Source organism: Microbulbifer sp. ABF4_143 (assembly GCF_056160225.1).
The window spans coordinates 53011-75807 of sequence record NZ_JBSWWT010000009.1; the positions used below are offsets into that span (position 1 = coordinate 53011).

General features: G+C 62.1%; 19 protein-coding genes and 1 other RNA gene. 13 read left to right on the top strand and 7 right to left on the bottom strand.

The annotated features are described in order from the left end of the window. Window positions 1-212: 212 nt before the first annotated feature. Window positions 213-1439: a hypothetical protein gene (locus ACXAF3_RS08940; protein WP_475111951.1), complete on the bottom strand. Its 1227-nt coding sequence runs from the start codon at window positions 1437-1439 to the stop codon at window positions 213-215. Window positions 1440-1671: 232 nt separating this feature from the next. On the opposite strand from ACXAF3_RS08940, the gene ACXAF3_RS08945 reads away from it, so the two are divergent. The 7 genes from ACXAF3_RS08945 to ACXAF3_RS08975 all read left to right on the top strand — a co-directional run bounded on the left by ACXAF3_RS08945 (window position 1672) and on the right by ACXAF3_RS08975 (window position 8265). Further along, window positions 1672-4317 carry an HzsA-related protein gene (locus tag ACXAF3_RS08945; protein WP_475111952.1) on the top strand — a complete coding sequence of 882 codons (2646 nt, stop codon included), beginning with the start codon at window positions 1672-1674 and terminating at the stop codon, window positions 4315-4317. A 3-nt stretch (window positions 4318-4320) separates the two neighbouring features. Next, window positions 4321-5091 carry an outer membrane beta-barrel protein gene (locus tag ACXAF3_RS08950; protein ID WP_475111953.1) on the top strand — a complete coding sequence of 257 codons (771 nt, stop codon included), beginning with the start codon at window positions 4321-4323 and terminating at the stop codon, window positions 5089-5091. Then, window positions 5061-5702, top strand: coding sequence for an outer membrane beta-barrel domain-containing protein (locus tag ACXAF3_RS08955; protein WP_475111954.1), 642 nt, complete (start codon window positions 5061-5063; stop codon window positions 5700-5702). Before ACXAF3_RS08950 ends, ACXAF3_RS08955 begins: the two co-directional genes overlap by 31 nt. Before the next feature lie 39 nt (window positions 5703-5741). After that, entirely contained in the window at window positions 5742-6218 is a 477-nt protein-coding gene (locus ACXAF3_RS08960; RefSeq protein ID WP_475111955.1) for a TlpA disulfide reductase family protein, read from the top strand. A 4-nt stretch (window positions 6219-6222) separates the two neighbouring features. Beyond that, window positions 6223-6441 (top strand): DUF4266 domain-containing protein, encoded by a 219-nt coding sequence (locus tag ACXAF3_RS08965; RefSeq protein WP_475111956.1) that lies wholly within the window; start codon window positions 6223-6225, stop codon window positions 6439-6441. A 124-nt stretch (window positions 6442-6565) separates the two neighbouring features. Then, window positions 6566-7627, top strand: coding sequence for a DUF3570 domain-containing protein (locus ACXAF3_RS08970; protein WP_475111957.1), 1062 nt, complete (start codon window positions 6566-6568; stop codon window positions 7625-7627). 74 nt (window positions 7628-7701) lie between these two features. Continuing rightward, window positions 7702-8265 (top strand): DJ-1 family glyoxalase III, encoded by a 564-nt coding sequence (locus tag ACXAF3_RS08975; protein ID WP_475111958.1) that lies wholly within the window; start codon window positions 7702-7704, stop codon window positions 8263-8265. A 192-nt stretch (window positions 8266-8457) separates the two neighbouring features. Here the strand turns inward: ACXAF3_RS08975 and ACXAF3_RS08980 are convergent, their stop codons facing one another. From ACXAF3_RS08980 to paaN, 4 genes are all read right to left on the bottom strand, one after another. Beyond that, window positions 8458-9228, bottom strand: a complete 771-nt coding sequence (locus tag ACXAF3_RS08980; protein ID WP_475111959.1) for a helix-turn-helix transcriptional regulator — start codon at window positions 9226-9228, stop codon at window positions 8458-8460. 414 nt (window positions 9229-9642) lie between these two features. Then, complete coding sequence (locus ACXAF3_RS08985) at window positions 9643-10083, bottom strand: PaaI family thioesterase (protein ID WP_475111960.1); 441 nt, start codon at window positions 10081-10083, stop codon at window positions 9643-9645. Beyond that, window positions 10080-10214, bottom strand: coding sequence for a hypothetical protein (locus ACXAF3_RS08990; protein WP_475111961.1), 135 nt, complete (start codon window positions 10212-10214; stop codon window positions 10080-10082). Before ACXAF3_RS08990 ends, ACXAF3_RS08985 begins: the two co-directional genes overlap by 4 nt. A gap of 27 nt (window positions 10215-10241) precedes the next feature. After that, the gene (gene paaN / locus ACXAF3_RS08995) at window positions 10242-11918 is read right to left on the bottom strand and encodes a phenylacetic acid degradation protein PaaN (protein ID WP_475111962.1); all 1677 of its coding nucleotides are present in this window, start codon (window positions 11916-11918) and stop codon (window positions 10242-10244) included. A 183-nt stretch (window positions 11919-12101) separates the two neighbouring features. On the opposite strand from paaN, the gene ACXAF3_RS09000 reads away from it, so the two are divergent. Further along, complete coding sequence (locus ACXAF3_RS09000) at window positions 12102-13025, top strand: winged helix-turn-helix transcriptional regulator (protein WP_475111963.1); 924 nt, start codon at window positions 12102-12104, stop codon at window positions 13023-13025. 57 nt (window positions 13026-13082) lie between these two features. Then, window positions 13083-13160: non-coding RNA, sX9 sRNA (locus ACXAF3_RS09005), on the top strand. A 1-nt stretch (window position 13161) separates the two neighbouring features. Here the strand turns inward: ACXAF3_RS09005 and ACXAF3_RS09010 are convergent. Continuing rightward, window positions 13162-15453 (bottom strand): TonB-dependent receptor, encoded by a 2292-nt coding sequence (locus tag ACXAF3_RS09010; protein ID WP_475111964.1) that lies wholly within the window; start codon window positions 15451-15453, stop codon window positions 13162-13164. A 236-nt stretch (window positions 15454-15689) separates the two neighbouring features. Next, window positions 15690-17207, bottom strand: a complete 1518-nt coding sequence (locus ACXAF3_RS09015) for a carotenoid oxygenase family protein (protein ID WP_475111965.1) — start codon at window positions 17205-17207, stop codon at window positions 15690-15692. A 264-nt stretch (window positions 17208-17471) separates the two neighbouring features. On the opposite strand from ACXAF3_RS09015, the gene ACXAF3_RS09020 reads away from it, so the two are divergent. The 4 genes from ACXAF3_RS09020 to ACXAF3_RS09035 all read left to right on the top strand — a co-directional run bounded on the left by ACXAF3_RS09020 (window position 17472) and on the right by ACXAF3_RS09035 (window position 22671). Continuing rightward, the gene (locus ACXAF3_RS09020) at window positions 17472-18425 is read left to right on the top strand and encodes an NAD(P)H-dependent flavin oxidoreductase (protein ID WP_475111966.1); all 954 of its coding nucleotides are present in this window, start codon (window positions 17472-17474) and stop codon (window positions 18423-18425) included. A 96-nt stretch (window positions 18426-18521) separates the two neighbouring features. Next, on the top strand, window positions 18522-20234 hold the full coding sequence (locus ACXAF3_RS09025; protein ID WP_475111967.1) for a class I adenylate-forming enzyme family protein: 1713 nt from the start codon (window positions 18522-18524) through the stop codon (window positions 20232-20234). A gap of 2 nt (window positions 20235-20236) precedes the next feature. Beyond that, complete coding sequence (locus ACXAF3_RS09030) at window positions 20237-21469, top strand: acetyl-CoA acetyltransferase (protein ID WP_475111968.1); 1233 nt, start codon at window positions 20237-20239, stop codon at window positions 21467-21469. Beyond that, window positions 21469-22671 (top strand): acetyl-CoA C-acyltransferase, encoded by a 1203-nt coding sequence (locus ACXAF3_RS09035; RefSeq protein WP_475111969.1) that lies wholly within the window; start codon window positions 21469-21471, stop codon window positions 22669-22671. Before ACXAF3_RS09030 ends, ACXAF3_RS09035 begins: the two co-directional genes overlap by 1 nt. The last annotated feature ends 126 nt before the right edge of the window (window positions 22672-22797 follow it).

The following is a 22797-nucleotide window of genomic DNA, read 5'->3' on the forward strand; positions in this document are numbered from 1 at the left end:
GACGCGAAGGCGCTGATGCCGGTATGGCCTTGCGGGACTGTCGGCGAGAGGGGCCGAAGGCGCCGTGAATACCTGGAGCGGCCGGGCCACCTCGCCGACAAGCCTCCAGGGATGGATTCACGGCGTGTCCCGCTAGGCCATACCGGCAGCAGGGCCGCCACCGGACTGACAGCGGAGTCGCATTTGCGGAAGCTTGTTCGGAAAATCATTACTTATTCCCCCGCACAGTAAACGGCAGTGTCCGCATACACCTGCTTCAGCCGGTAGCCCGTATTGCTGAAGTCGTCCGCGATTGCGTCGATGCGCGCGCGGTCGTCGGCGTCCTCCGGTTCGCGCAGGCACACCTGGCGGAACACCTTGGTGACCTGGCACTCGGCGAAGGCGCGGCTGTTGGCCAGCTCCTCGCCCATCGACTTGGCGCCGTTGCCGCCGCCGGGCAGGGCGTTGCTCCAGCCCAGGTGCATATTCGGGCCCTGGCGCCAGTAGTTGTCCCAGCGGTCGTCGGGGACGATATAGCCGTGGGGGAAGTTGGCGCTGTTGATATGGTTTTTCGCCTTGACCCGGCTGCCGGTGACCGGGTCCGTCTGGCCGGCGCCGTTGTAGTCCAGGCGTCCGTTTTCCCCCTCGGGATCATTGTCCGCGTCGTAGGCGAAGTCGTAGTAGGCGAAGGACTGGGCCATAGGGTCCATACCGCTGTGGCAGCCGACGCAGTTGTTCTGGAATACGCGGCTGTCGCCGCCGGGGCTGCGGCTCACGTCCTGGCGGATGCGGTCCGGCGGCCTCGTGGTGTCCTGCACCTGCTCCATATCCCGGCACAGGTGATTGAGCAGCGTAAAGCGGAACATGGCCCTGTTGGTGCCGGCGATAAAGAAGGACTTGGCCGCCGCGCGGCTGGTCATGACGCCGGCGGTGGCCTCCGCCGGCAGGCCGGTGACCGATGACTGGGCCCGGCGCACCAGACTGTCTTTCAGCGAGTAGCCGCCGGCTTCCAGTGCCTCGTAGTGGTCGTTGTTGCTGTTGCTGTAGGGGGGCAGGCCGGAGATATCACCCGTATACAGGATATCGCCGTGCAGCACCTGGCGGAAATCCACATCGTCGCGCACCATGCCGATGACCGTCGCGGTGTAATCGTTTAGCGGTGCAAACACATCGCGCTCGCGGTTGGTCCAGGGGGTGGCGAGGTTCTTCAGCGTCACATTGTAGAAGGCGTCGTCGTCCATCGCCGTGTAGGCGGCCGAGTGCGGATCGCCACTGGCGATATCCTCGGCCATTTCGAGCAGTACGCTCTCTGCAGGCTTGACGCCGGTCAGGCGGCTGTAGATCTGCAGGGCCTGGTCCTGGGGGGCGGCGCTGGCGATACCGGTCCAGAGACTGGCAGTGAGGAGTGCGCCCGCGGCTCTTGACCAGGTGCCGCGCAGTCGATTCGATTGAATTTTCATCGGATTATGGCTTGACGTGACCATTTGTGGGGATGGCATCAAATACTAAGAGCTGAGCCCGTTAATACCAGCGGCGGTTACGAGAATTGGGGGGCAGTTGGCAAAATTTTTGTGCGCGGTTTGAGAGAATGCGCCTTGCGGACAGATGTCACGCAATGAGAAATATTGAATTCACGGCGAACTCTTTCGGTGGCCCCGGTGCGCCGCCGGGCCGGAAGCGGGTAGAGAAAAAATGAAATATTTGCACGCGCTGCCGCCACTGCTGTTATTGGCGGCGTGCAGCGGCGGTGGCGACACCTCCGCCGGCGGGGACCAGGCCGAAGATCCGGTGGTGGTGGACTATCCCGTTGCCTTCGTGCGCCGCCAGTTGAACTTCGAGGACGACGGCGCACTGGTCGAGGACGATATCTACTCCCCGGCCAGCTTCAACCCCGGCGCCGAACTGGTGCTGAAGGACCGCGCCACGCCCAGCGCGCCGGAAACCGTGCTGACCGCCGGGCTCTTCGATGGCGACTACGACGTCAAGGACCTGAACACCTCCGCCGACGGCCGGCGCCTGGTCTTCGCGATGCGCGCGCCGGAAATCGAGGACGCCGATGAGGACGAGCAGCCCACCTGGAATATCTGGCTCTACGATCTCGAAACCCGCGAACTGAAGCGCGTGATCGAATCGGACCTGATCGCCGAGGAGGGCCAGGATATGGCGCCGGCCTTCCTGCCGGACGGCCGCATCGTCTTCTCCTCGACCCGCCAGCGCCGCGCCCGCGCGCTGCTGCTGGACGACAACAAGCCGCAGTTCTCCTCCCTGAACGAAGATCTGCAGGAGGAGGCCATGGTGCTGCACGTCATGGACGCGGACGGCAGCGATATACGGCAGATCTCCTTCAACCAGAGCCACGACCTGCACCCGACGGTACTGAACGATGGCCGCATACTGTTCAACCGCTGGGACAATATGGGCGGCGTCGACAACCTGAGCCTCTACACAATAGAGCCGGATGGCACCGGCCTCGCCTTCCACTACGGCTACCACAGCCAGCAGACCGGCAGCCTCAACGCCGACGGCGAACGGACGGCGGCCGCCTTCGTCAAACCGCGCGAGATGCCCGACGGCAGGCTGCTGGTCACCCTGCGCTCGCCCGCGGGCCTGGCCTATGGCGGCGACCTGGTGGCCATCGACAGCGCCGAGCACACCGAGGCCTTCAGCGAGCCGGAGGGCGAGGGCGAGCTGGTGGGCCAGGCCTCGATTTCGGTCGAGGAGGTGATCACCGACGGCAGCCTGTCGCCGCACGGCCTGTTCGCCTCCGCCTGGCCTTTCTACGACGGCAGCAGCCGCCTGCTGGTCAGCTGGAGCGAATGCCGGGTGCTGGAGATGGGCACCGAGCTGCCGCGCCCCTGCACCGACGAGTGGCTGAGTCAGGAGGAAGTGGTGCCGGCGGACCCGCTCTACGGTCTGTGGATTTACGACTATGCGCAGGGCACCCAGCTGCCGATCGTCGTCGCCGATGAAGGCGAGATGATCTCCGAGGGGGTCACGCTGGAGCCGCGCACCGAGCCGGCCTATAGGCCCGAGCCGGTGCCCGGCGTGGATATCGATGGCGACCTGGTGCAGCAGGGCGTCGGCATTCTGGATATCCGCAGTGTCTACGACTTCGACGGCGTGGACATTCTGGCGGCAGAGGGCGGGGCCGGTATCCCGGCCCTCGCCGACCCGGCGATCACCGGCGCCGATCAGCGCCCGGCGCGCTACCTGCGCGTGCTCAAGGCGGTGGGCATTCCCGACGACGACACCCTCGATTTCGACCGCTCCGCCTTCGGCCGCAACCGCGCCAACGGCATGCGTGAAATTCTCGGCTACACGCCGATTCAGCCGGACGGCTCGGTGCGGGTCAAACTGCCGGCGGATATGCCGCTGGCGATTGCCGTCGTCGACGCCGACGGCCGCCGCATCGTCGGCCGCCACCGCAGCTGGCTGCAGCTGCGCGCCGGCGAGGTGCGCACCTGCAACGGCTGCCACACCGGCGACAGTGAAGTGCCCCACGGCCGCCCGGACAAGGAGCCCGCCTCCGCCTGGGCCGGAGCGCCCACCTCGGGCATTCCGTTTCCGAACACAGAGCCGGCGCTGGTGGCCGAGATGGGCGAGACCATGGCGCAGCTGCTGGCGCGCATCGCCGGAGAGGCGGATCTCGAGGGCGATATCAATTTCAGCGACCTGTGGACCGATCCGGCCCTCGGCAAGGATCCGAGCAGCAGTATCGCCTACGCGGACCTGGCCACGCCGCTGCCGATTCCGGCCCCCTGCCTGGACGACTGGAGCGGCAGCTGCCGCAGCGTGATCCACTACCCGGTGCATATACAGCCGCTCTGGGAGCGGGCGCGGGAAATTACCGACGCGGGCGGCAATGTAATCGAGGACCGCACCTGCACCGTCTGCCACTCCAGCCGCGACGCCGCCGGCATGCCGCGGGTACCGGCGGCGCAGCTGGATCTGACCTCGGCGGCGTCGCCGGCCAATGCGGACTGGATGACCTCCTATGTGGAGCTGCTGTTCGACAACCCGAGCCAGGAGCTGGTGGACGGCGCCCTGAGAGAGATACTGGTGCAGGAGCGCGATGACGACGGCAACCCGGTGTTCGAAACCGACGAGGACGGCAATCTGATTCTCGATAGCGACGGCAATCCGATTCCGGTTATGGTGACCGTCAATATCGACCGGCTGATGGGCAATTCCGCCAACGGCAGCCGCTTCTTCGAGATCTTCGCCGCCGGCGCGGCCCACGCCGGTTATCTGGAGCCGGCGGAGCTGCGGTTGATCTCCGAGTGGCTGGATATCGGCGCGCAGTACTATAACGACCCCTTTGCGGTACCGGAAAACTGATCCATGTCTGGCTTTCTTGCTCGCCTTCGATTTTTCTGCGCGGCGCTGCTGCTGATCGGCAGCGCGGCGCGCGCCGGGGCGCCGCCGGAGACACTGCCGGCGGATGCCGAGCCAGTCACCGTTGGCAGCCCCTATGTGAATATCTACACGGGCCCCGGGCGCGGCTACCCGATTTTTCACGTGGCCGAGTACGGCGAAAAAATCTGGTTGCTGAAAAGGCGCACCGACTGGGTCAAGGTCGCCACCCATCGCGGCGTGAACGGCTGGGTGCGCATCGCCGACTTGCAGGAAGTCTACGGCGAGGACGGCGCACTGGTGCGGGTGCCGCTGCCGGACTTCAGCGACGTGGACGCGCAGCACTTTCACTTAGGTTTCAGCTACGGCGACTTCGCCGGTGCCAGTTCCATGGGCGCGACGCTCGGCTACCGCTTCACCCGCAACCTGTCCGTCGAGTTGCGCGCGACCCAGGCCGTGGGCAGCTTCTCGGACAGCCAGACCTACCAGGCGGCGGTGCTGCACCAGCCGTTTCCGCGCTGGAGGCTGTCGCCCTACTTTATGCTCGGCACCGGTATCAATATCACTTCCCCCAACGCCACCATAGTCGCGACCGAAGACCGCCGCGACACCACCATGTTGACCGGCCTGGGGGTGAAGACCTATCTGTCCCGCCGCTTTGCGTTCAGGGCGGAATACGCCAATCACTACCTGCTCACGTCGCGGGAGGAAAATCAGGAGATAGTCGAGTGGAAGCTTGGTTTCGACGTATATCTGTAACGGCCGCCGCGCTGCTGGCGAGCGCCGGCGCATACGCGCAGGGCGATGACCCCCTGGGCGAAATCGTCTCCCCGGACCTGGAGCGGCGCGAGATCCGCGAGGCGCGCATCGACAGCGAGAATATAGAGTTCACGACCTTTGGCGGTGTGATCAATGTGGAGGACTTCGGCTCCAACACCGTGTACGGCGCTGCGCTGGCCTACCATATCAATGAAGATATCTTTATGGAGGCCGCCTACGGCGAGACGGAGCTGGGTGAATCCAGCTTTGAGCGCTTGAGCGGCGCCGCGCCGCTTCTGACCGACGAGCAGCGCCAGCTCAGCTACTACAACCTGTCTCTGGCCTGGAACCTGTTTCCGGGCGAGTATTTTATTTTCGACGACTGGGCGCTGAACAGCAGCCTCTATTTGATCGGCGGCGTCGGCAACACCGCCTTCGCCGACGAGTCGCACTTTACCTACAATTTCGGCGTCGGCGCGCGGGTGCTGGCCAGCGACTGGCTGGCGCTGCGCCTCGACTTCCGCGACCACGTCTTCGAACACGAGATTTTCGGCGAGGCGCAGACCACCAACAACCTGTCCGCGCAGCTGGGTGTCTCCTTCTTTTTCTGATTGACAATAACCTGCATGACAACAAAAAGGATGCTAGCGATGTTTCGTTTCCTGGCCGGTTTGGCTCTGATCCTGTCCTCCCATTTGGCCCTCGCCGCCGAACCCTCGTTCGACTTCACCCTCGCCTCCAACAAGGGCGACAACCTGCGCCTGGCGGAACAGCGCGGCGACGTGATCATGCTGAATTTCTGGGCCTCCTGGTGCGGCCCCTGCCGCAAGGAGATGCCGCTTTTGGACGAGTTGCACGCGCGCTACCAGGCCGCCGGCTTCCAGGTGTGGGGCGTGAACGTGGATTCCGAGCGCGCCGACGCGGAGAAGATGCTGGCGAAGATCCCGGTGGATTTCCCGATCCTGTTCGACAGCGCCGGTGAAGTGAGCAAGAAATACGGCATTGACGCCATGCCGAGCTCGGTATTTATCGACCGCGACGGCAAGGTGCGCCAGATCCACCGCGGCTACCGCGACGGCGACGAGGCCGCCTACAAGAAAATCATCAAGGAACTGATCCGGGAGTAAACCGATGGCCCGCCTGCTGATCCTGCTCTGCGCAGCACTCTGTGTTACCGGCTGCACCGCAACCCCCTGGGTGGCCCCCTACGAGCGCCACTACCTGGCCGACCCGATTATGGGTTTCGAGCGGGATCCGGTCGCGGCAGGCTATATGAATCACGTCTACGAGGCCCGCGAGGCGGCCCGCGGCGCCGAGGGCGGCAGTGGAGGTGGTTGTGGCTGTAACTAAAAGACCGTCTATAGGCCGCGTCTGTAGGAGCCTGTTTGCAGGCGAATACCTCCTGGCCTGCCTACTGGCGCTCTGCCCTATACTCGCCGACGCCGCAGTGTTGCCGGAGGAGCGCGCCGACACCATGTACCACTCCTACAGCGGCGGCGGTGTCACCATCGACGGCCCGTCTGTGCTGGTGCGCAAGAATGTCGGCAGCAACCTGTCCCTGTCCGCCAACTACTATGTGGACATGATCTCCGGCGCCTCCATCGATGTGGAGGCCACGGCCAGCCGCTATTCGGAACAGCGCGACGAATACTCCCTCGGCGCCGACTACCTGGTGGACAAGACCACGCTGAGTCTCGGCTACACCAACAGTTCCGAAAACGACTACCAGGCGGAGACCGTCTCTCTCGGTGTCAGCCAGACTTTCTTCGGCGATCTCAGCACTCTGGACCTGCGCTTCAGCTACGGCAGCGACGACGTCTACCGCAACGACGACGACACCTTCGCCGACTTCGCCGAGCACCGCCGCTACGCGCTGTCGTGGAATCAGATTCTGACCCAGAAACTGATTGCCGAATTGAGCGTCGAGACGGTGTCCGACGAGGGCTTCCTGAACAACCCCTACCGCAGCGTGCGCTACGTCGATCCGAGCAAGCCGCTCGGTTTCAGCTACCAGCCGGAGGAGTACCCGCGCACCCGCAACAGCGACGCGGTGGCCCTGCGCGCGAAATACCGGCTGCCGTATCGCGCCGCGGTGAAGGGGGAATACCGCTACTATGTCGACAGCTGGGGTATTCGCGCCGACAATATCGAGTTCCGCTACACCCATCCGCTGGAGGAAAAGGACCAGTGGATCTTCGAGGGCAAGTTGCGCTTCTACCAGCAGAGCGGGGCCGATTTCTACAGCGACCTCTTCCCCTACCGCAACGCCACCAACTTCCGCGCGCGGGACAAGGAGCTGAGCGATTTCACCAGCGCCTCGATCGGTATCGGCGTCGCCTATGTGCTGCCGGACCGCTGGTCCCTGTTCCAGCGCAAGAATACCCTCAACCTCTACTGGGACCATATACTGTTCGACTACGAAAACTTCCGCGATGTAACGGTGCACGGCGACGGCACCGACATCAATCCGGGCGAGGAGCCGGCCTACAGCTTCGGCGCCAATGTGATACGCCTCTTCTGGTCCGTGTGGCTGTAGGCTGGGAGCGGCGCGATATGCCCAGCGTTTGAAGCCGTGAAGTCACGCTCAATACATCAGAAAGGAGCTGGAGTATGGCGAGAGTGCTGGTTCCGATAGCCGACGGATCCGAGGAAATCGAGGCCGTCACCATCGTCGATGTGCTGCGCCGCGCCGGCGCCGAGGTCACCCTGGCCTCGGCGATGCCGCACAGGCGCATCACCGCGTCGCGCGGTGTCGCGATAGAGGCGGACTGCCTGCTGCGGGATTGCGAGCATGCTGGCTGGGATCTGATCGCGCTGCCGGGCGGCATGCCCGGCGCGGAGCATCTGCACAACAGTGAACGCCTGATAGAGTGGCTCGCCGAGCAGTTGCATTCCGGCCGCTGGCTCGCTGCTATCTGCGCAGCGCCGGCAGTGGTGCTGGGCAGGCACGGATTGATCGGAGACTACAGGGCTACCTGCCACGCGTCTTTCCGCGACGAGCTGCGCGGCCAGGCCAAAGAGGCGAGCGACGCTGCGCTGGTGGTGGATCGCAACCTGATCACCAGCCAGGCGCCGGGCACCGCGATGGACTTTGCGCTGCAGCTGGTCACCTGCCTGTACGGAGAAGAGGCGGCGAGGTCCGTTGCAGAGCCTATGCGCGTGGGGTCTTCCTGACAGCCGCTCCATAAAGCCGCATAGCGGGTTGTTGAAAAAGAATTTTTCTACAGTCCGTCAGTAAGCGGTACGTCCCTGTTCCGCTGAGCCTCGAATTTTTCGGGGATTCGAGACTCCCGACCAAAATGCCCTTATAGCACCTTTCTATCAATAGCCCTTTGGAGTCATTTCGCCTCTCCGCGCGCGGCGACGTCAGAGAAGACCCTCGCCAATACACTTGCTGATCAACTGACCAGAGTTCTTGCAGTCGGATTTTTTTAGAATATTTTTCCGGTGGTTCTTGACCGTGTTGGGAGAAATGCACAGCTCCTCGGCGATTTCCGCACTGGTGAGTCCATTCGACATCAGCCTGATGATTTCCAGCTCGCGCCCGCTAAATGGCGCGGCGACTCGCGCCCCGCCCGGCGTGCGCGCGGCGATATCCAGAAACGACGGCTCCCCGAGCATGCCGATGGCCGAAACGCGGTGATTGTTCTGATCCGTCAGGTGGCTGATATTGGTGTGGATATTGAGCGCCTTCGCCAGCCTGCCCTCCGCATCGGTATTCAGGATCACGGCCTGGTGGTTGAACAGCTGATAGGAACCGTCCGCAGTCCTGAATCTGAAACAGTAGGAAATCTTGTACTTGGTGCGTTTTTCCGCGGCTATTCTGCCGTAGACCAGATCAAAGGCCGCCGCCTCGGCGCGGGAGACGAAATCCATATCGTCCGGATGTATCTGCTCGAGTATGTCCTGAAAGGTGACCCGCTGCGGATCCAGACCGTGTATCTCCTCAATCGACGGACTGACATAGCTCAGCGACATATCGGCGAAGTCGACGATATAGAAATAAAAGGGACCGTTGCTGAATATCGCCGATACCAGCCTGTCCAGTTCCAGCCTCTGCATCTCCATCTTGCTGGTACTGATGTGTTCTTGCGATTCCGCCCATACGGACTTCAGAAGCTGGGTGTCTGGTTTCATGGTGGTTATTGCTTCCAACTGAGTGGTCATCTCGCCAAGACAAACGTTGGGCCACTGGAGCCCAGCTTGCCGAAACCAATGCGATGTGTGTCACATTTTTATCACCACCTTGCGCCGGTGAGCAAACAGAAAGACTGGCTGATTTTCCCGTGAAGACAGCTACGGCAGTTTCTGTGTCGGCAGTTCCTTGTCATTGGGTGACAGGTGAGTCCGATCCAGGCCCTTCACTGCAATTGCACCGGCTGTATTTTCCGGCGATCTGAGTTAACAGTTTGTTGAAAAAAGCTATCCAGGCTTTTTTCAATCCGGGTGTGCGGCTCGGGTCCGCAAACCCTCCACGAAAAATCAAGCATTTATGTGCCTGATTTGCGGCCACTCGGTTTGCTTCCGCTTCTACTCTCCCGACCGCCGGGGTTACAGCCGGATTGCGCTTGCCAGGGCGCGGGCAATCAGGCGCCCCTGTTGATCCCGTATGGCGCCTTCGGTGGAAAACATGCGCCTGCCGGCTCGATTGACGCGACCCTCGATCACCAGTAGCGCCTCTCGATCCCGCACCGCGTCAATAAATTTCACTGTCAGGTCCGTCATGGTGTGCGACTCGCCCGGCGCCAGCTGGGTCATCACTGCGGCACCCATGGCGCTATCCAACAGTGAAGCGAGAATGCCGCCGTGCAGGGAGCCGATCAGGTTTTGGTGGCGCTCTTTCGGCTCGTAGCGGTAAACCACGGTGCCGTCGGCGATAGACTGGATGCTATAGCCCAGATTTTCCGCCATACCGGAGCGCTGTTCACGGGCTTCGAGGCTTCTGACGCGCTCCATGCCGGAGAGGTTTCTGTCGGGCATCCAGTGGCTCATAGCGCTGCCTTTGTGGTTTCGGCTCTTTTCAGGGCCAGCGCCCCGGCCTTTCCGCTCGGGGCCTTGACGCTGCACTGGGCAAACTTGCCCAGCTGGGTCATGCCGATAGCGGGGATAAATAGATCGTCCACGGCTGTATTCTCGATCCTGTTCCGGCTTTAGCAGGCCATGACTTTGCGCTGCACTATGCGGAAGCGACTGGCGACAAAGGCCAGATCCGTGAGGCAGGCATTGCCCGCCGGGTTCAGCCCGGTTACGTGAAAGTCGCTGTAGGCCGCGGCAAAATTGATCGGCATATTCATCAGGTTGCAGGCTACCGAGGCGCCGGCGTTGTTGTAGGCATCCTGTGCGGCCTGTAGAAATTCCGGGTTTACCGAGTAGACGTGGGATGCAATGGCGCCGCACTCTCTGGCATTGCGGGTGGCATCGGACAGGCAGCTGTCGGCGGACCCGCCCCTGATCAGGAAGGACACAGGCCCGAAAAATTCACCGCGGTACAGGTGGCTCTGCGCCTCGGTGACTTCGATCATCAGTGGTGTGGCCGTGCGCGCATCGGGGAACTCCGGATGCTGATAGGGGGCGGTATCCCGCAGCAAGCGGCCGTGCGCGCGCCCCTGTGTGCGCAGTTTTTCAAGCGCGCGGTAGATATCGTCGCTGACCAGCGCGCCGCACAGGAAGGCGGCATTTCGGGGATCGGCCAGCTGCTCGTCCACCGCCTGCACCAGGCCCCGCGCCACCTCGTCAAAGCCGACACGCGTGCCCCGGACTCCTATGCCGTCGGCGGGAATGTAGATGTTCTGCACACTGGTGCACATCTGTGCCGAGGCCTGGCACAGGGACTGGGCTATGGCCCGGCACATGCCTTCAAAGTCGTCGGTGGATTCGATCACCACCGAGTTGCAGCCCGCGGTTTCGGTATACACCTGCGCGTTGCGGCAGTTGTTTTCGATCCAGCGGCCGAAGCCGGGGCTGCCGGTGAAGTCGACAATGGCGGTCGCCGGCTGCTCCAGCAGTGCGATGGTGGCCGGCGCCTCGCGGGTGTCCGCAACCATGCTGACCAGGTTGGGATCGAAGCCGGCTTCCTCCAGTACCTGGCGACACACGGAAACCACCAGGGCCACCGGCAGTATGGCGCTGGGGTGGGGCTTGAAGACCACCGGGTTGCCGGTGGCCAGGCTGGCGCAAAGGGCCGGATAGCCGTTCCACAGCGGAAAGGTCGCGCAGCAGATGTTGACGCTGATACCGCGCGGCACCAGCCGGTACTGTTTCTGCAGTTTGACGGTGCCGCCGGCACCGAAACCCCGCTCCCAGGTGGCGTCCGCGGGGATGTCCCGCATGGCCTTGTAGGCATAGGCCAGCGCCTCCAGCCCGCGGTCGAGCGCATTGGCGCCGCTGCCGGCAAAGGCCATGACAAAACTCTGGCCGGAGGTGTGCATGGTGGCGTGGGCGTTTGCAAACAGCTGCTGTGCGCAGCGGTGCAGGATTTCCAGGCAGATACCCACGCGGGTTTCCACCGCGGCGTCCCGCCAGGCCGGCATCGCCTGTTCAACCGCGGAAAAGAGTCGGGGAATATCCACCCTGGGGTAGGTAATGCCCAGCGGCGCCCGCGTATAGGGCGACACCTCGGCACCGGTGCGGCCGGTCTCGCCGGGCAGTTGCAGCGGGTAGTCCCGGTTCAGCAGTGCCTCGAAACGCGCCTTGCCGGCGGCGGGAATTGCGCTGCCGTGAATTTTGCGGCTGGGGCTCTCGATATAGGCCGTCCAGGCATAGCGTTTCGCGCAGGCATCCAGGGCTTTGTCGAGAGTGACTCTGTGCTGCTCAAACCAGGTGTTCATGATTTTTATCCGTTGGCTGAACCGGGCGCGACCTGGGGTGTCGCGCGACGAGCCTTTTCTGAAAGTGATCGGCGGGCATCGATATTACTTTTATTGTTAGACTAACAGGCGAAAAGTGCGGGCGGCAAGCGGGGTTTCTGCGTGTGGTTTTATCCGCAACCCGTTTCCAGTAGGATTCGCCCCATGCAAGCCGCTCAACAAATACTGTCCAACCCGGTCGCCCGGGGGCTGAATCTGCTCGGGGATCGCTGGACCCTTCTCGTTCTGCGCGAGGTATTTCTCGGCCAGCACCGGTTTGAAGACTTTCGCTCCGGAACTGGCGCCTCCCGAGGCACCCTTTCCAAGCGCCTGGAAACCCTGGTGCAGAATGGCATCCTGTACAAGAACCCCTACCAGGAAGCGCCCCTGCGCTATGAGTATCGGCTCACCGGCAAGGGCCTGGCGCTCTACCCCTGGGCGCTGCTGATCTGGCAGTGGGAAACCGAGTGGGCCGATGTCGCAGATGCGCAGCTGCCCAGCAGGTTGTTTCATACCGCCGGCAAGGGACATCCTTTCGAGCCGCTGGCGATATGTCGCCACTGCCGCGAAGCGCTCCACTACGACGATGTAGAGCGTGTCTTCAAGGCGTCGCCACAGGGCGAGCCGCCGAAAAAACTGAGCGAATTTGGCAGCCAGCGCCGCACACGCGGCGCCGGTGCCGACACCCAGTTGCTGGGGCATATCATCGATATTATCGGCGACCGCTGGACCCTGCTGCTGATGGCGATGGCATTTGTGGGTTTGCGGCGTTACGACGATTTTCGCCAGCAACTGGGGGCGGCCACGAATATCCTGGCAGACCGCCTCAGGTTGCTGGTGGATGCCGGCATTTTCAGTCGCCGCGAGTACCAGAGCAACCCGCCGCGCTACGAATATCACCTGACCGAAAAGGGCAAGGCACTCTACCCGCTGACCATGGCACTGCGACAGTGGGTGCTCGAGTGGCTGCCCAAGGTCAGGCATCCCCTGACGCTGGTGCACAAGCCCTGCGGCAACGAGCTGGCGACCGATGTGATCTGCCGGACCTGCCGCGAGGTACCCCGGGCGGACGAGGTGCGTTTCCGCTAAAAGCTGTTTCACAATTACTAAACGGGCGCCAGGCGTCCGGCGGTGCTCGGCATCCTCATGTACTACTTGTACACTGCGGTGCCTCCGCTCCGGCGGCCACCACCAGTCACTCGCTCGCTACGTTGTGAAACAGCTTCTAGAAACGCTTGGACAGCGTCACGCCGTAGGTCCTGGGAGCCATATATTTCTCGGACGTAATACCTGTCGGGTCCACCGTCACCGAGGCCACCCGGTCCCCGTCGTTCAGATTCTTGCCCCAGGCGCGCAGCGTGAGGGACTCGTCCGCGCTGCTCCAGGAGGCGGAGGCCCCCAGATCGCCGTAGGCGTCCTGGCGTGTCACCGCGGCATTCGTCGCTTCGGTGTAGAAGTCGTCCTTCCACGCGTAGTTCAGGTTGAGGGCCAGCGCGCTGCCGCCGGCCAGGGGCAGGCGGTAGTCAATATCCAGGGTGCCGGACTTGTCCGATGACAGGGGCAGCCGCTTACCGGACAGGTCGGTGCCGCTGGCGTTGACAAACTCCTCGAAGCGCGCCTCGCCGTCGTTGTAGCTGGCGCTGATGGTCAGGTGGTCGCTTGCGGCAAAGGCGACACTGGTCTCGAAGCCCCTGGAATACGCCTGGGCATTATTCAGTACCAGCAGCAGGGTGGGGCTCAGCTCAAACACCTGCAGGTTGTCATAGTCGAGGTCGTAATAGGCAATATTGAATTGCAGGCGATTGTCGAACCAGGTGGATTTCAGGCCCAGTTCGATGTTTTCCACAAATTCCGGATCGACCGTCTCGGTGGCGTTGGCAGCCAGGTTGGTCTGCGACGGAAAGGCCCCGCTCTTGAAACCCTCTGAGTAGGTGAGGTATAGCATCGCATCTTCATCAAAGCGGTAATTGACCGATGCCCTGTGCGTAACCTCCTGCCAGTCCGCCGAGCCTTCAACCGGCTGGTCAAACTCCGGCAGGATCAGCGGCACACCGGTGGGAAACCCTGTGCCCAGCAGGTCTTGGGCATCCTGGGTGATTTCCTTTTCATCCCTGCTCCAGCGCACACCGTAGGTAAGGGTCCAGCTGTCGTCGAGGTTCCAGTCCGCCTGGGCATAGACTGCGGTGCTGGTGGTCGTGTTGTCCTGCAGGAAGATGACATCCCCTTCCGCCGCGAGACCCAGGCCGCCGCTCAGGGCGGCGTTGTAGCGGGTATAGAATTCCTCCGCGCGCTCGACCTCCTCCTGCATATAGAAGATGCCGGCAATCCAGTCGACACTGTCGTAACTGCCGCTCAGGCGGAATTCCTGCGAGAACTGTGCCGCCTCTTCCTCGGCGCCGTCGATGACATTTTCCGGTGCCGAGTAGGGCAGGCTGATATCGGTCAGTGGTATACCGGTCAGGTCGTCCAGGTAGGCGAGTTCGCTGGCGCGCCAGGCGGTAATGGACAACAGGTCGGCCCAGGCGAGGCCCTGTTCAATACGAGCGCTCAGGCCCTTAATTTCGCGCTCCTGCGAGGTGTCGAACTGGGAGGCGCAACTGCGCTTGTTCCGCCTGTACTCTGAGGACAGGCCGTCGACCGCATTCTGCCACAGGGCACCGGTGCCGAGGGCGCCGGCGGCTATATTCTGCAGGTGGCTGCAGCTGCCGTTGGTCTCGTCTTTGGAGTAGTCGCCGCTCAACAGCACCGTCGTCTGGTCGCTGAGGTCGAACAGCAGCTGGCCGCGCATGTGCAGACTCTTGATATCGCCGAGTTTATCTCCCGCTCCGGCCGCGCCCTGGGAATTTCCCACAATGGGGCTGTTGGTGAGGCCGGTGTCGGCAGTGATATCGGATTCGCGAATGACATTTTTCTCGAAGCCGTCGCGCAACTTGTGGGCGATGGTCAGTTTGCCGGCCACCGATTCGGTCATGGCGCCGTTGAGCAGCGCCTGGGTGTGGAACAGGCCTCCGTTACCGGCGGTAAAGCTGAGCTCGGTGGAGCGCTCCCCGCTGGGGCGGGTGGTAATAAAGTTCACCGCACCGCCGTTGGTATTCTTTCCATACAGGGTTCCCTGGGGGCCTTTCAGGATTTCCACGCGCTCCAGATCGATCAGATCAAAGCCGCTGCCGCCGGTGCGGCCGATATACACTTCGTCGATAAAGATACCGACTGCGGAGTCGCTGGCGGCGGAGTCGGAGCTGTTGCCGATACCGCGGATGTACAGGCGCGGCTCCCCCAGGTTGAACTGCTTGAAGGCGACCCCGGGAGTCTTGAGGGCCACGTCGTTCATATCCGTGACTTTGCCGATGCCGATGTCGTCGCCGCCGATAGCGGCGACGGACATCGGGACATCCTGAACGCTGGAGGACTTCTTCTCGGCGGTAACTATCACCTCCTCGATGGTGGCTGCGTTGGCCGAGGTGGCCACAACACTGGCCAGAAGGGTGAGCGGAAATGTTTTTATTGTGGTTTTCATCGCGTATCTCCGGGATATTTATTGTTGTTTTACTGCTGGGACGGGTACCGCGTTAAATTGTGCTTGCAACGGGCTCTTGTCAGTGTCGGGATATGCACATCAGTTAAGGAACCTCTGAATAATTCCGCAATGCCTCTGCAAGCCAGAGGTATCGCGGAATTATTCAGAGGTTCCTTAACAGCAAATATTTCCGTTACTTGCCGTTTTTTTGGCGCCGACTGTCTGGGAGCGCGCGATCAGCGGAAGATATCCTCCCCCCGCGCCCACCAGCCGTGGAATCCGTAAGGTACGCGGTGTGGCAGCCTGATTCTTGCAATCGGACCTATGGTGATATCCCGCGCGTCGAAGATCAGGCAGTGGGATGTCCAGTCGCTAGTGTCCGTTACGAAACTGGTCAGGTAGCCGTCGTCCTCTCCACTGTTGCGGTCCGCGCCTTCCCTGGGCACAAACGGCGTTTCGCTGCCGAAAACGCCGGGGCCGTAGTTCCACTCCTGGCGCTGTCCGGTTTCGTTGTCGTATTTGATCAGCCCGGTAAAACGCAGTGTGTGCCCGCCGTCGGCCAAAAGAGGAATTTTCTGGTGATAGGCGTAGCGGGTTTTCACGCCGTGGAAGATTTGGTTTGATTTGTTGAATTCCGAATTCAGGTCGTCTATCGGCGCTTCCCTTACCTCGCCGGTGCGCAGGTTCAGGCGCCAGCGATAGTTGTTCGCCTCCAGGCGCATATAGGCAAGCATATGTGACAGCGCGCCTTCGCCGGGATCGGCATCCGGCATCGGGTTGGTGGAGCGGCAGCCGTCGATCACGACCCAGTCGCCCTCCTCCCAGGCGTTGGAGGTGTGCAGTACATAGCAGGGTTCGCATTCAAACCAGGTGACCTTAGTGCCCAGCCGCGGGATCAGGCCGAAACGGGTGGGCATATCGCGGTGGAAGCGGATCACCCGCATGCCGTGCCGCTGCAGGACATCCACGTCGTGGAACAGCGGGTGATCGTGCAGTACCGCGTAGTTGCTCGTGAAGGTGATTTCGTGGGGCAGGCGCGGGCCCGGCAGGTCGATAGGGCACTCGTGCTTCAGGGTGCCGTCGGGATTGAGCACGCCGTAGGTCATATAGGGCGGGGTATCGCCGTAATCGAAGAAAAACATCTCCCCGGTTTCCCAGTCGACCCGTGAGTGCGCGGACATCTTGCGCGTCAGTTTGCTCGGGGATTCCAGCGGGCCGAGGTTTTCCAGAGTCACCGGGTCCAGAGTGTAAGGAATGCCGGAGTTGTACCACAGGCTGATCAGGCGGCCGTTGTGCCAGATGATATCCGTGTTGGACGTATCCTTGATCGGGAAATCCGGCAGTGTGAAGTCGAAAGGTCCCATAACGCCGGGCCAGATGGCCTGATGTTGCGCCTGCTCGCGCAGCAGGGCAGCGGTTTGTATCTGGCTGTTGCGGTAGACCACTTCTCCATCCTTGAAATAAATGCCGTGCACCAGGCCGTCGCCGTCAAACGGGTGATAGAGATTTTTCGGTTTCTGGCGCGGGTTGGGGCCATTGCGCAGATAGGCACCGTACATATCCCGGGGGATCTCGCCCTCTATTTCCAGTTCCGCTGCGCAGAGGTCGATGTTTTCGCTCGGGGCGTAGACGCCGTGCAGATAGGGGTTGTCTATCTCGTAAATCCACTGCGGGGCATCCTTCAGCCGGGGGATTGCCCCCAGGCATTTCTCCGTTATCGGGAAGCGGTTTTGATCATGTAGGTCTGTGGGCATGGTTCGCCTCTGGTGTTTGTGGCCTATTCGCGGGCTGGCGGTTGGCGTGTGTGATTATTCTTGTGGATTCAAGTCTATTGTTTTGAAGTAGTTAAGTCTATTAATGCAAGTATAGTTTGGCGCTGCATCCATCTGTTATTTTTGAAACTGGTAGGATTTTTCAGGCTAATAGTTTCATTTTTTCTTGTGCGGTTATCCTGTATTGCCTGCCAACTATTATTTGATATAGCATAAAGTCTAATAATAAAAGCTATATGGTGCTCGATGGATAAAGCAACTGGTATCGGGCCTTTGGCCACTGTGAAAGGTGCAGGGAACCTCAAGCTGCCGGTCATACAGGCCCCCATGTTCCTGTTGTCTGGCCCGGAAATGGTGGTGGCCAGTTGCGAGGCGGGCATTGTCGGATCGTTTCCGGCGCCCAATGCGCGCACAGCGGAAGATCTGGAAAACTGGCTGCGGGAGATAACCGCAGCACTGGCGGACAGGCCCGGCGCCGCCCCCTGGGCGATGAACCTGGTGATGCACCGCAGCAACAGCCGCTGCCGCGACGAGCTGGCCCTGGCGGTCAAATACCGCGCCCCGATCGTAATCACCGCGCTCGGCAGCCCCAGGGATGCCGTGGACCAGGTGCATAGCTATGGAGGCAAAATCTACGCCGATGTAGTTTCACTGGAGTATGCCCGCAAGGCTGCGGCGTCGGGCGCGGACGGGCTGGCACTGGTTTGCAGCGGCGCTGGCGGGCACACCGGGCAGATTTCGCCCTTTGCATTTGTAGAGGAAGTGCGCAGCTTTTTTGACGGGGAAATCATTCTCTCCGGTGCCATCAGCAGCGGCCGCGCAGTGCGCGCTGCGCAGGTGCTTGGCGCCGATTATGTCTACATGGGCACCCGCTTTATCCCCACCCATGAGAGCCGCGCCCAGGAAGCCTACAAGCAGATGGTGATCGATGCTTCCGGCGCCGACATTGTCACCAGCGATGCCATCACCGGGGTCAAAGCCAACTGGTTGCGCGACAGCCTGATCCGCGGCGGCTACGATCCAGACAATATGCCGGGGGCGGCGGAGATCGACTTCCTGAAGGCCGCTGGCGATGTCAGGCGCTGGCGGGATATCTGGGCGGCGGGTCAGGGCGTTGGCGCCGTCACCCGGCGGCAGTCCATCGCCGAGGTGGTGGCGCAGTTGGAGAAAGAATATCGCGAGGCCGTATCCCGTTGTTGACTGCGTAATAAAGCGGCCCGACCGGCTCTGTTGAATTTCCGTCGGGGTTAACACGGCCCGGGAATCACGCTCAACTCACAATAATAAGAGAAAATTATGATCACTTCTTCGAAACAGCGAATCGATGAGTACGAAAAGAGCGGTCTCTGGGAGGGGGTCTGCCTGCACCAGCTGCTGGCCGAGAGGGCGGCAGAGCAGCCGGATATGCTGGCGCTCGTGGATCAGCCCAACCGGTGGGAGCTGGTGGGTTCAGAGCCCCGGCGACTGACGTTTGCCGAGGTGCAAAATGCCAGCACCAACCTGGCCGCGCAGCTGTTGGCGCAGGGGATTGGTGTTGATGACCGGGTCATAGTGCAGATGCCGAATATCGCCGAGCTGGTCGTCTGTTATATGGCCATCAGCCAAATAGGCGCGATCATTTCCCCGGTGCCAGTGCAATACGCTGAACACGAGCTGCGCCATATTGCCGGAACCCTGGATGCCCGGGCGTATATTTCCGTGAAGACGCTGAAGGGCAAACCCTTCGGCGGCCTGCGGGCGGAGCCCCTGGCCAGCCGGATGGCGATACTGGTTTGGGACGACAATCTGCAAATGGACCCTGGCGAGAGCTGCACTGCCGGAGAGCGCCTGCGGGCACATTGGACAGCCAATCCGCAGGATGCCAACCAGACTATCACCCTGTGCTGGACCTCGGGCACCACCGGGGTGCCCAAGGGGGTGCCGCGCTCCCACAATATGTGGATGACGGTTGCGCGCAATTGCGTCGAGGCGGGGGACTACCAGACCGGCCATGTCCTGCTGAACCCCTTTCCGCTGGTCAATATGGCGTCGGTCAGTGCCTTCCTGTACGCATTTGTACTGGTGGGCTGCACACTGGTGTTGCACCAGCCGTTCGAGCCCGAAGTCTTCCTGCAACAGGTGCAGGATGAAAAAGTAAATTTCACCATTATTCCGCCGGCGATGCTGAACCAGCTGGCCAAAAACGAGGCGCTGTGGAAACAGTTTGATTTTTCCGCGCTGCACGCCATAGGCTCGGGCTCCGCACCGCTGGCCCCGTGGATGATGGAAAAATTCGACCGCGATTACGGAGTCAGCGTGGTGAATTATTACGGCTCCAACGAGGGGATCAATTTGCTGTCCAGGCCCAAGGACGTGCCCGATCCGGCCGTCAGGGCCTACATGTTCCCGCGCTTTGGGGCGGCCGGTCTCGAGTGGCAGTCCCACGCCAGTAAAACCATCTGGACCAAAGTGATAGATCCGGAAACCGGCACGGAAATTACCGAGCCGGGTACCGCCGGCGAGCTGGTGGTAAAGGGCCCCACGGTGTTCGACGGCTACTGGGGTGCGGACAGCCGCGAGGTCTTTACCGATGACGGCTACTTCCTGACAGGTGATCTGGTGGAGATCTGCGGCGAGGGCAACCGTTTTTATCGCATTGCCGGGCGTTGCAAGGACATCATCAATCGAGGCGGAATGAAACTGTCCCCGTCCGAAATCGATGTATTGCTGGAAGGGTTTTCCGGTGCGCGCGAAGCCGCTGTGTGCGCCTATGCAGACCCAAATCTGGGCGAGCGGGTCTGCGCCTGCGTGGTGCCCGGCGACCCGGAAAAAGCGCCGGCGTTAGAGGATATCGTTCGCTACCTGGAGGGCAAGGGCATCGCCAAGTTCAAACTGCCGGAGCGCCTGGAGCTGTTTGCGCAGTTGCCGCGAAACGCACTGGGCAAGGTGCAGCGCTTCGTGCTGCAGGAACAGGTTGCCGTGCGCTCCGCAGAGGACGCGTCCACGCGGCCCGATCGCGGGAGGGGCTGATAATGTCTGCACCGGTTTACCTGCTGGGAGGCAGCCAGACGGACTTTGCCCGCAACTGGGCCCGCGAGGGCCTGGATATCTTCCAGATGTTCAAATCCTGCTTCGACGCGGCCCTGTCCGAGTGCGGCCTGCCCCCGGATCGGATTGAGGTTGGGCATATCGGCAATTTTGTCGGAGACCTGTTTACCGGCCAGGGGCTGTTGGGCGGATTCTTCGCTCAGGCCTATCCGGAGTTGAACGGTATACCCAGCACGCGCCACGAAGCGGCCTGTGCCTCGGGTTCCATGGCCCTGCTGGGCGCTATGCGGGATATCCGCTGTGGTGACTGCGACCTCGCCTGTGTAATGGGCCTGGAGTATATGCGCAACGTGCCGGGCAGGACCGGCGCCGAATATCTGGGGGCGGCGACCTGGAGGGGGCGGGAGGCCGGGAACTGCGAGTATCCCTGGCCGTATATGTTCAACCGGATCATCGACGAGTACGACCGGCGCCACGGAATCGACACCGATTACCTGAAAGCTATCTCGGAAATCAATTACCGCAACGCGAAAAAGAACCCCGCGGCGCAGTCGCGCCACTGGCACTTTGAGCCCGGCTTCTTCACCGACTGCGACGACGAGAACCCGCCCATCGAGGGGCGCATCCGCAAGTCCGACTGCGGGCAGATTACCGACGGGGCGGCCTGTGTGTTTCTCGCGAGCGAAAAAATGGCGGCGGAGTACGCGCAGAAACACGGCCTGCGGTTGAGTGATATTCCCCGCATCAAAGGTTGGGGGCACACCTCCGCGGCTATCGAGCTGGATGAAAAGCTCCGCCTCAGTGCGGGCCAGCCGCTACTGTTTCCCCATGTGCGACGGCTGATGGCCGACACCCTTGCCCGCGCGGGCATGGCGAGCGTCACCGAGCTGGACGGCCTGGAAGTACACGACTGCTTTTCGATTACCGAGTATATGGTGATCGACCACTGTGGTCTCACCGCGCCGGGGGAAAGCTGGAAGGCGGTGGCGGACGGGCGCATCGCGCTGGACGGCGACCTGCCGATCAATGCCAGCGGCGGCCTGATCGGCCTGGGCCATCCGGTGGGGGCGACCGGCGTGCGCATGCTGTTGGACTGCTTCCGGCAGGTGACCGGGCGCGCCGGCGATTACCAGATTCGCGGCGCGGAAAATATGGGCACCTTTAACCTGGGTGGCAGCGCCACCACCTGTGCCAGCTTTATAGTGGGAGTCAACTGATGAACCGGGCCTATATCTACGACGCTATCCGCACGCCGCGGGGGCGCGCCAAGGAGTCCGGCGGACTTCATGATCTGTCGCCACTGGAGCTGATGCAGACTCTGTATCTGGCCCTGGAGCAACGCACCGGGCTGGACAGGAAAAGCGTCGACGACGTGATCCTGGGGTGCGTGACCCAGGCCGGCGACCAGGCTGCCAATATCGCCAAGACCTCGCTGCTCTACGCCGGCTGGCCGGCGCATATCCCCGGTATTACGCTCAACCGCTTCTGCTCGTCCGGCCTCGATGCGATCAATTTCGCCGCGCTCAAGGTAAACGCGGGTCAGGCCTCTGCGGTGCTGGCCGGCGGGGTGGAGATGATGTCGCGGGTGCCGATGTTGTCGGATAAGGCCTCGGTGTTCACCGATGCGGAGCTGGCCCTGCACTGCCGCATGCTGATGATGGGCAGCGGCGCCGACTTGATCGCCACCCAGTACGGTGTATCCCGGCAGGAGGCCGATCGCATTGCCCTGTCCAGTCAGCGGCGCGCGGCGCGAGCCAGGGACAACGGCTGGTTCAAATCGATCGTTCCGGTCGCCAACCCGGTCAAGGGCATCACGGTCAGCGCGGACGAGTGCATTCGCGACCAGACCACCCCGGAATCCCTGGCGCAATTGCCGCCAGCCTTTGCCGATCTCGGCGCCGCGGGCGTCGATGAATTCCAGCTGCGCGCCAATAGCGACCTCCGCGAAATACGCCATATCCACACCGCCGGCAACTCCCCGGCCATGGCCGACGGCGCCGCGCTGCTGCTGGTGGGGGATGCATCCGTCGGACGAAGCTGCGGCATAAAGCCCAGGGCAAAAATCAGGGCCGCCGCGAGCCTGTGTGACGACCCGCTGACGGTGATCTCCGGCTGTGCGGCGGCGGCCGGCAAACTGATGCGGCAGCAGGGTATCACCCCGGCCGACGTGGACCTGTTCGAGCTGCACGAGGCCTTTGCGGCAACCGTGGTGAAGTGCCAGCGCGACCTGGATATCGGCGGTGACAAGCTGAATGTGAACGGCGGCGTGATTGCGCTGGGGCACCCAATGGGCGCCACCGGCGCGATGATGGCGGGAAGCCTGCTGGACGAACTCGAGCGCCGCGACCGGCAATTGGGCATAGTGGCCGCCAGCGGCGCCGCCGGAACGGGCACCGCACTGCTGATCGAGCGCTGCTGAGTCCGCCATTTCAGCGAGCTAAAAGCTACTTTAAAAGGAGTCCGGTGACCGGGTGCATAGGAAGAGATCTGAACTAAATAATCGCAGCCAAAAAATGCGAGCCACGGGACTGCCCGGAAGAGAAAC

Bases quoted from the DNA above. Each gene is read 5' to 3' on its own strand.
- ACXAF3_RS08940 (WP_475111951.1), bottom strand. From the start codon at position 1,439: ATGAAAATTCAATCGAATCGACTGCGCGGCACCTGGTCAAGAGCCGCG.
- ACXAF3_RS08945 (WP_475111952.1), top strand. From the start codon at position 1,672: ATGAAATATTTGCACGCGCTGCCGCCACTGCTGTTATTGGCGGCGTGC.
- ACXAF3_RS08950 (WP_475111953.1), top strand. From the start codon at position 4,321: ATGTCTGGCTTTCTTGCTCGCCTTCGATTTTTCTGCGCGGCGCTGCTG.
- ACXAF3_RS08960 (WP_475111955.1), top strand. From the start codon at position 5,742: ATGTTTCGTTTCCTGGCCGGTTTGGCTCTGATCCTGTCCTCCCATTTG.
- ACXAF3_RS08965 (WP_475111956.1), top strand. From the start codon at position 6,223: ATGGCCCGCCTGCTGATCCTGCTCTGCGCAGCACTCTGTGTTACCGGC.
- ACXAF3_RS08970 (WP_475111957.1), top strand. From the start codon at position 6,566: ATGTACCACTCCTACAGCGGCGGCGGTGTCACCATCGACGGCCCGTCT.
- ACXAF3_RS08975 (WP_475111958.1), top strand. From the start codon at position 7,702: ATGGCGAGAGTGCTGGTTCCGATAGCCGACGGATCCGAGGAAATCGAG.
- ACXAF3_RS08980 (WP_475111959.1), bottom strand. From the start codon at position 9,228: ATGAAACCAGACACCCAGCTTCTGAAGTCCGTATGGGCGGAATCGCAA.
- ACXAF3_RS08985 (WP_475111960.1), bottom strand. From the start codon at position 10,083: ATGAGCCACTGGATGCCCGACAGAAACCTCTCCGGCATGGAGCGCGTC.
- paaN (WP_475111962.1), bottom strand. From the start codon at position 11,918: ATGAACACCTGGTTTGAGCAGCACAGAGTCACTCTCGACAAAGCCCTG.
- ACXAF3_RS09000 (WP_475111963.1), top strand. From the start codon at position 12,102: ATGCAAGCCGCTCAACAAATACTGTCCAACCCGGTCGCCCGGGGGCTG.
- ACXAF3_RS09010 (WP_475111964.1), bottom strand. From the start codon at position 15,453: ATGAAAACCACAATAAAAACATTTCCGCTCACCCTTCTGGCCAGTGTT.
- ACXAF3_RS09015 (WP_475111965.1), bottom strand. From the start codon at position 17,207: ATGCCCACAGACCTACATGATCAAAACCGCTTCCCGATAACGGAGAAA.
- ACXAF3_RS09020 (WP_475111966.1), top strand. From the start codon at position 17,472: ATGGATAAAGCAACTGGTATCGGGCCTTTGGCCACTGTGAAAGGTGCA.
- ACXAF3_RS09025 (WP_475111967.1), top strand. From the start codon at position 18,522: ATGATCACTTCTTCGAAACAGCGAATCGATGAGTACGAAAAGAGCGGT.
- ACXAF3_RS09030 (WP_475111968.1), top strand. From the start codon at position 20,237: ATGTCTGCACCGGTTTACCTGCTGGGAGGCAGCCAGACGGACTTTGCC.
- ACXAF3_RS09035 (WP_475111969.1), top strand. From the start codon at position 21,469: ATGAACCGGGCCTATATCTACGACGCTATCCGCACGCCGCGGGGGCGC.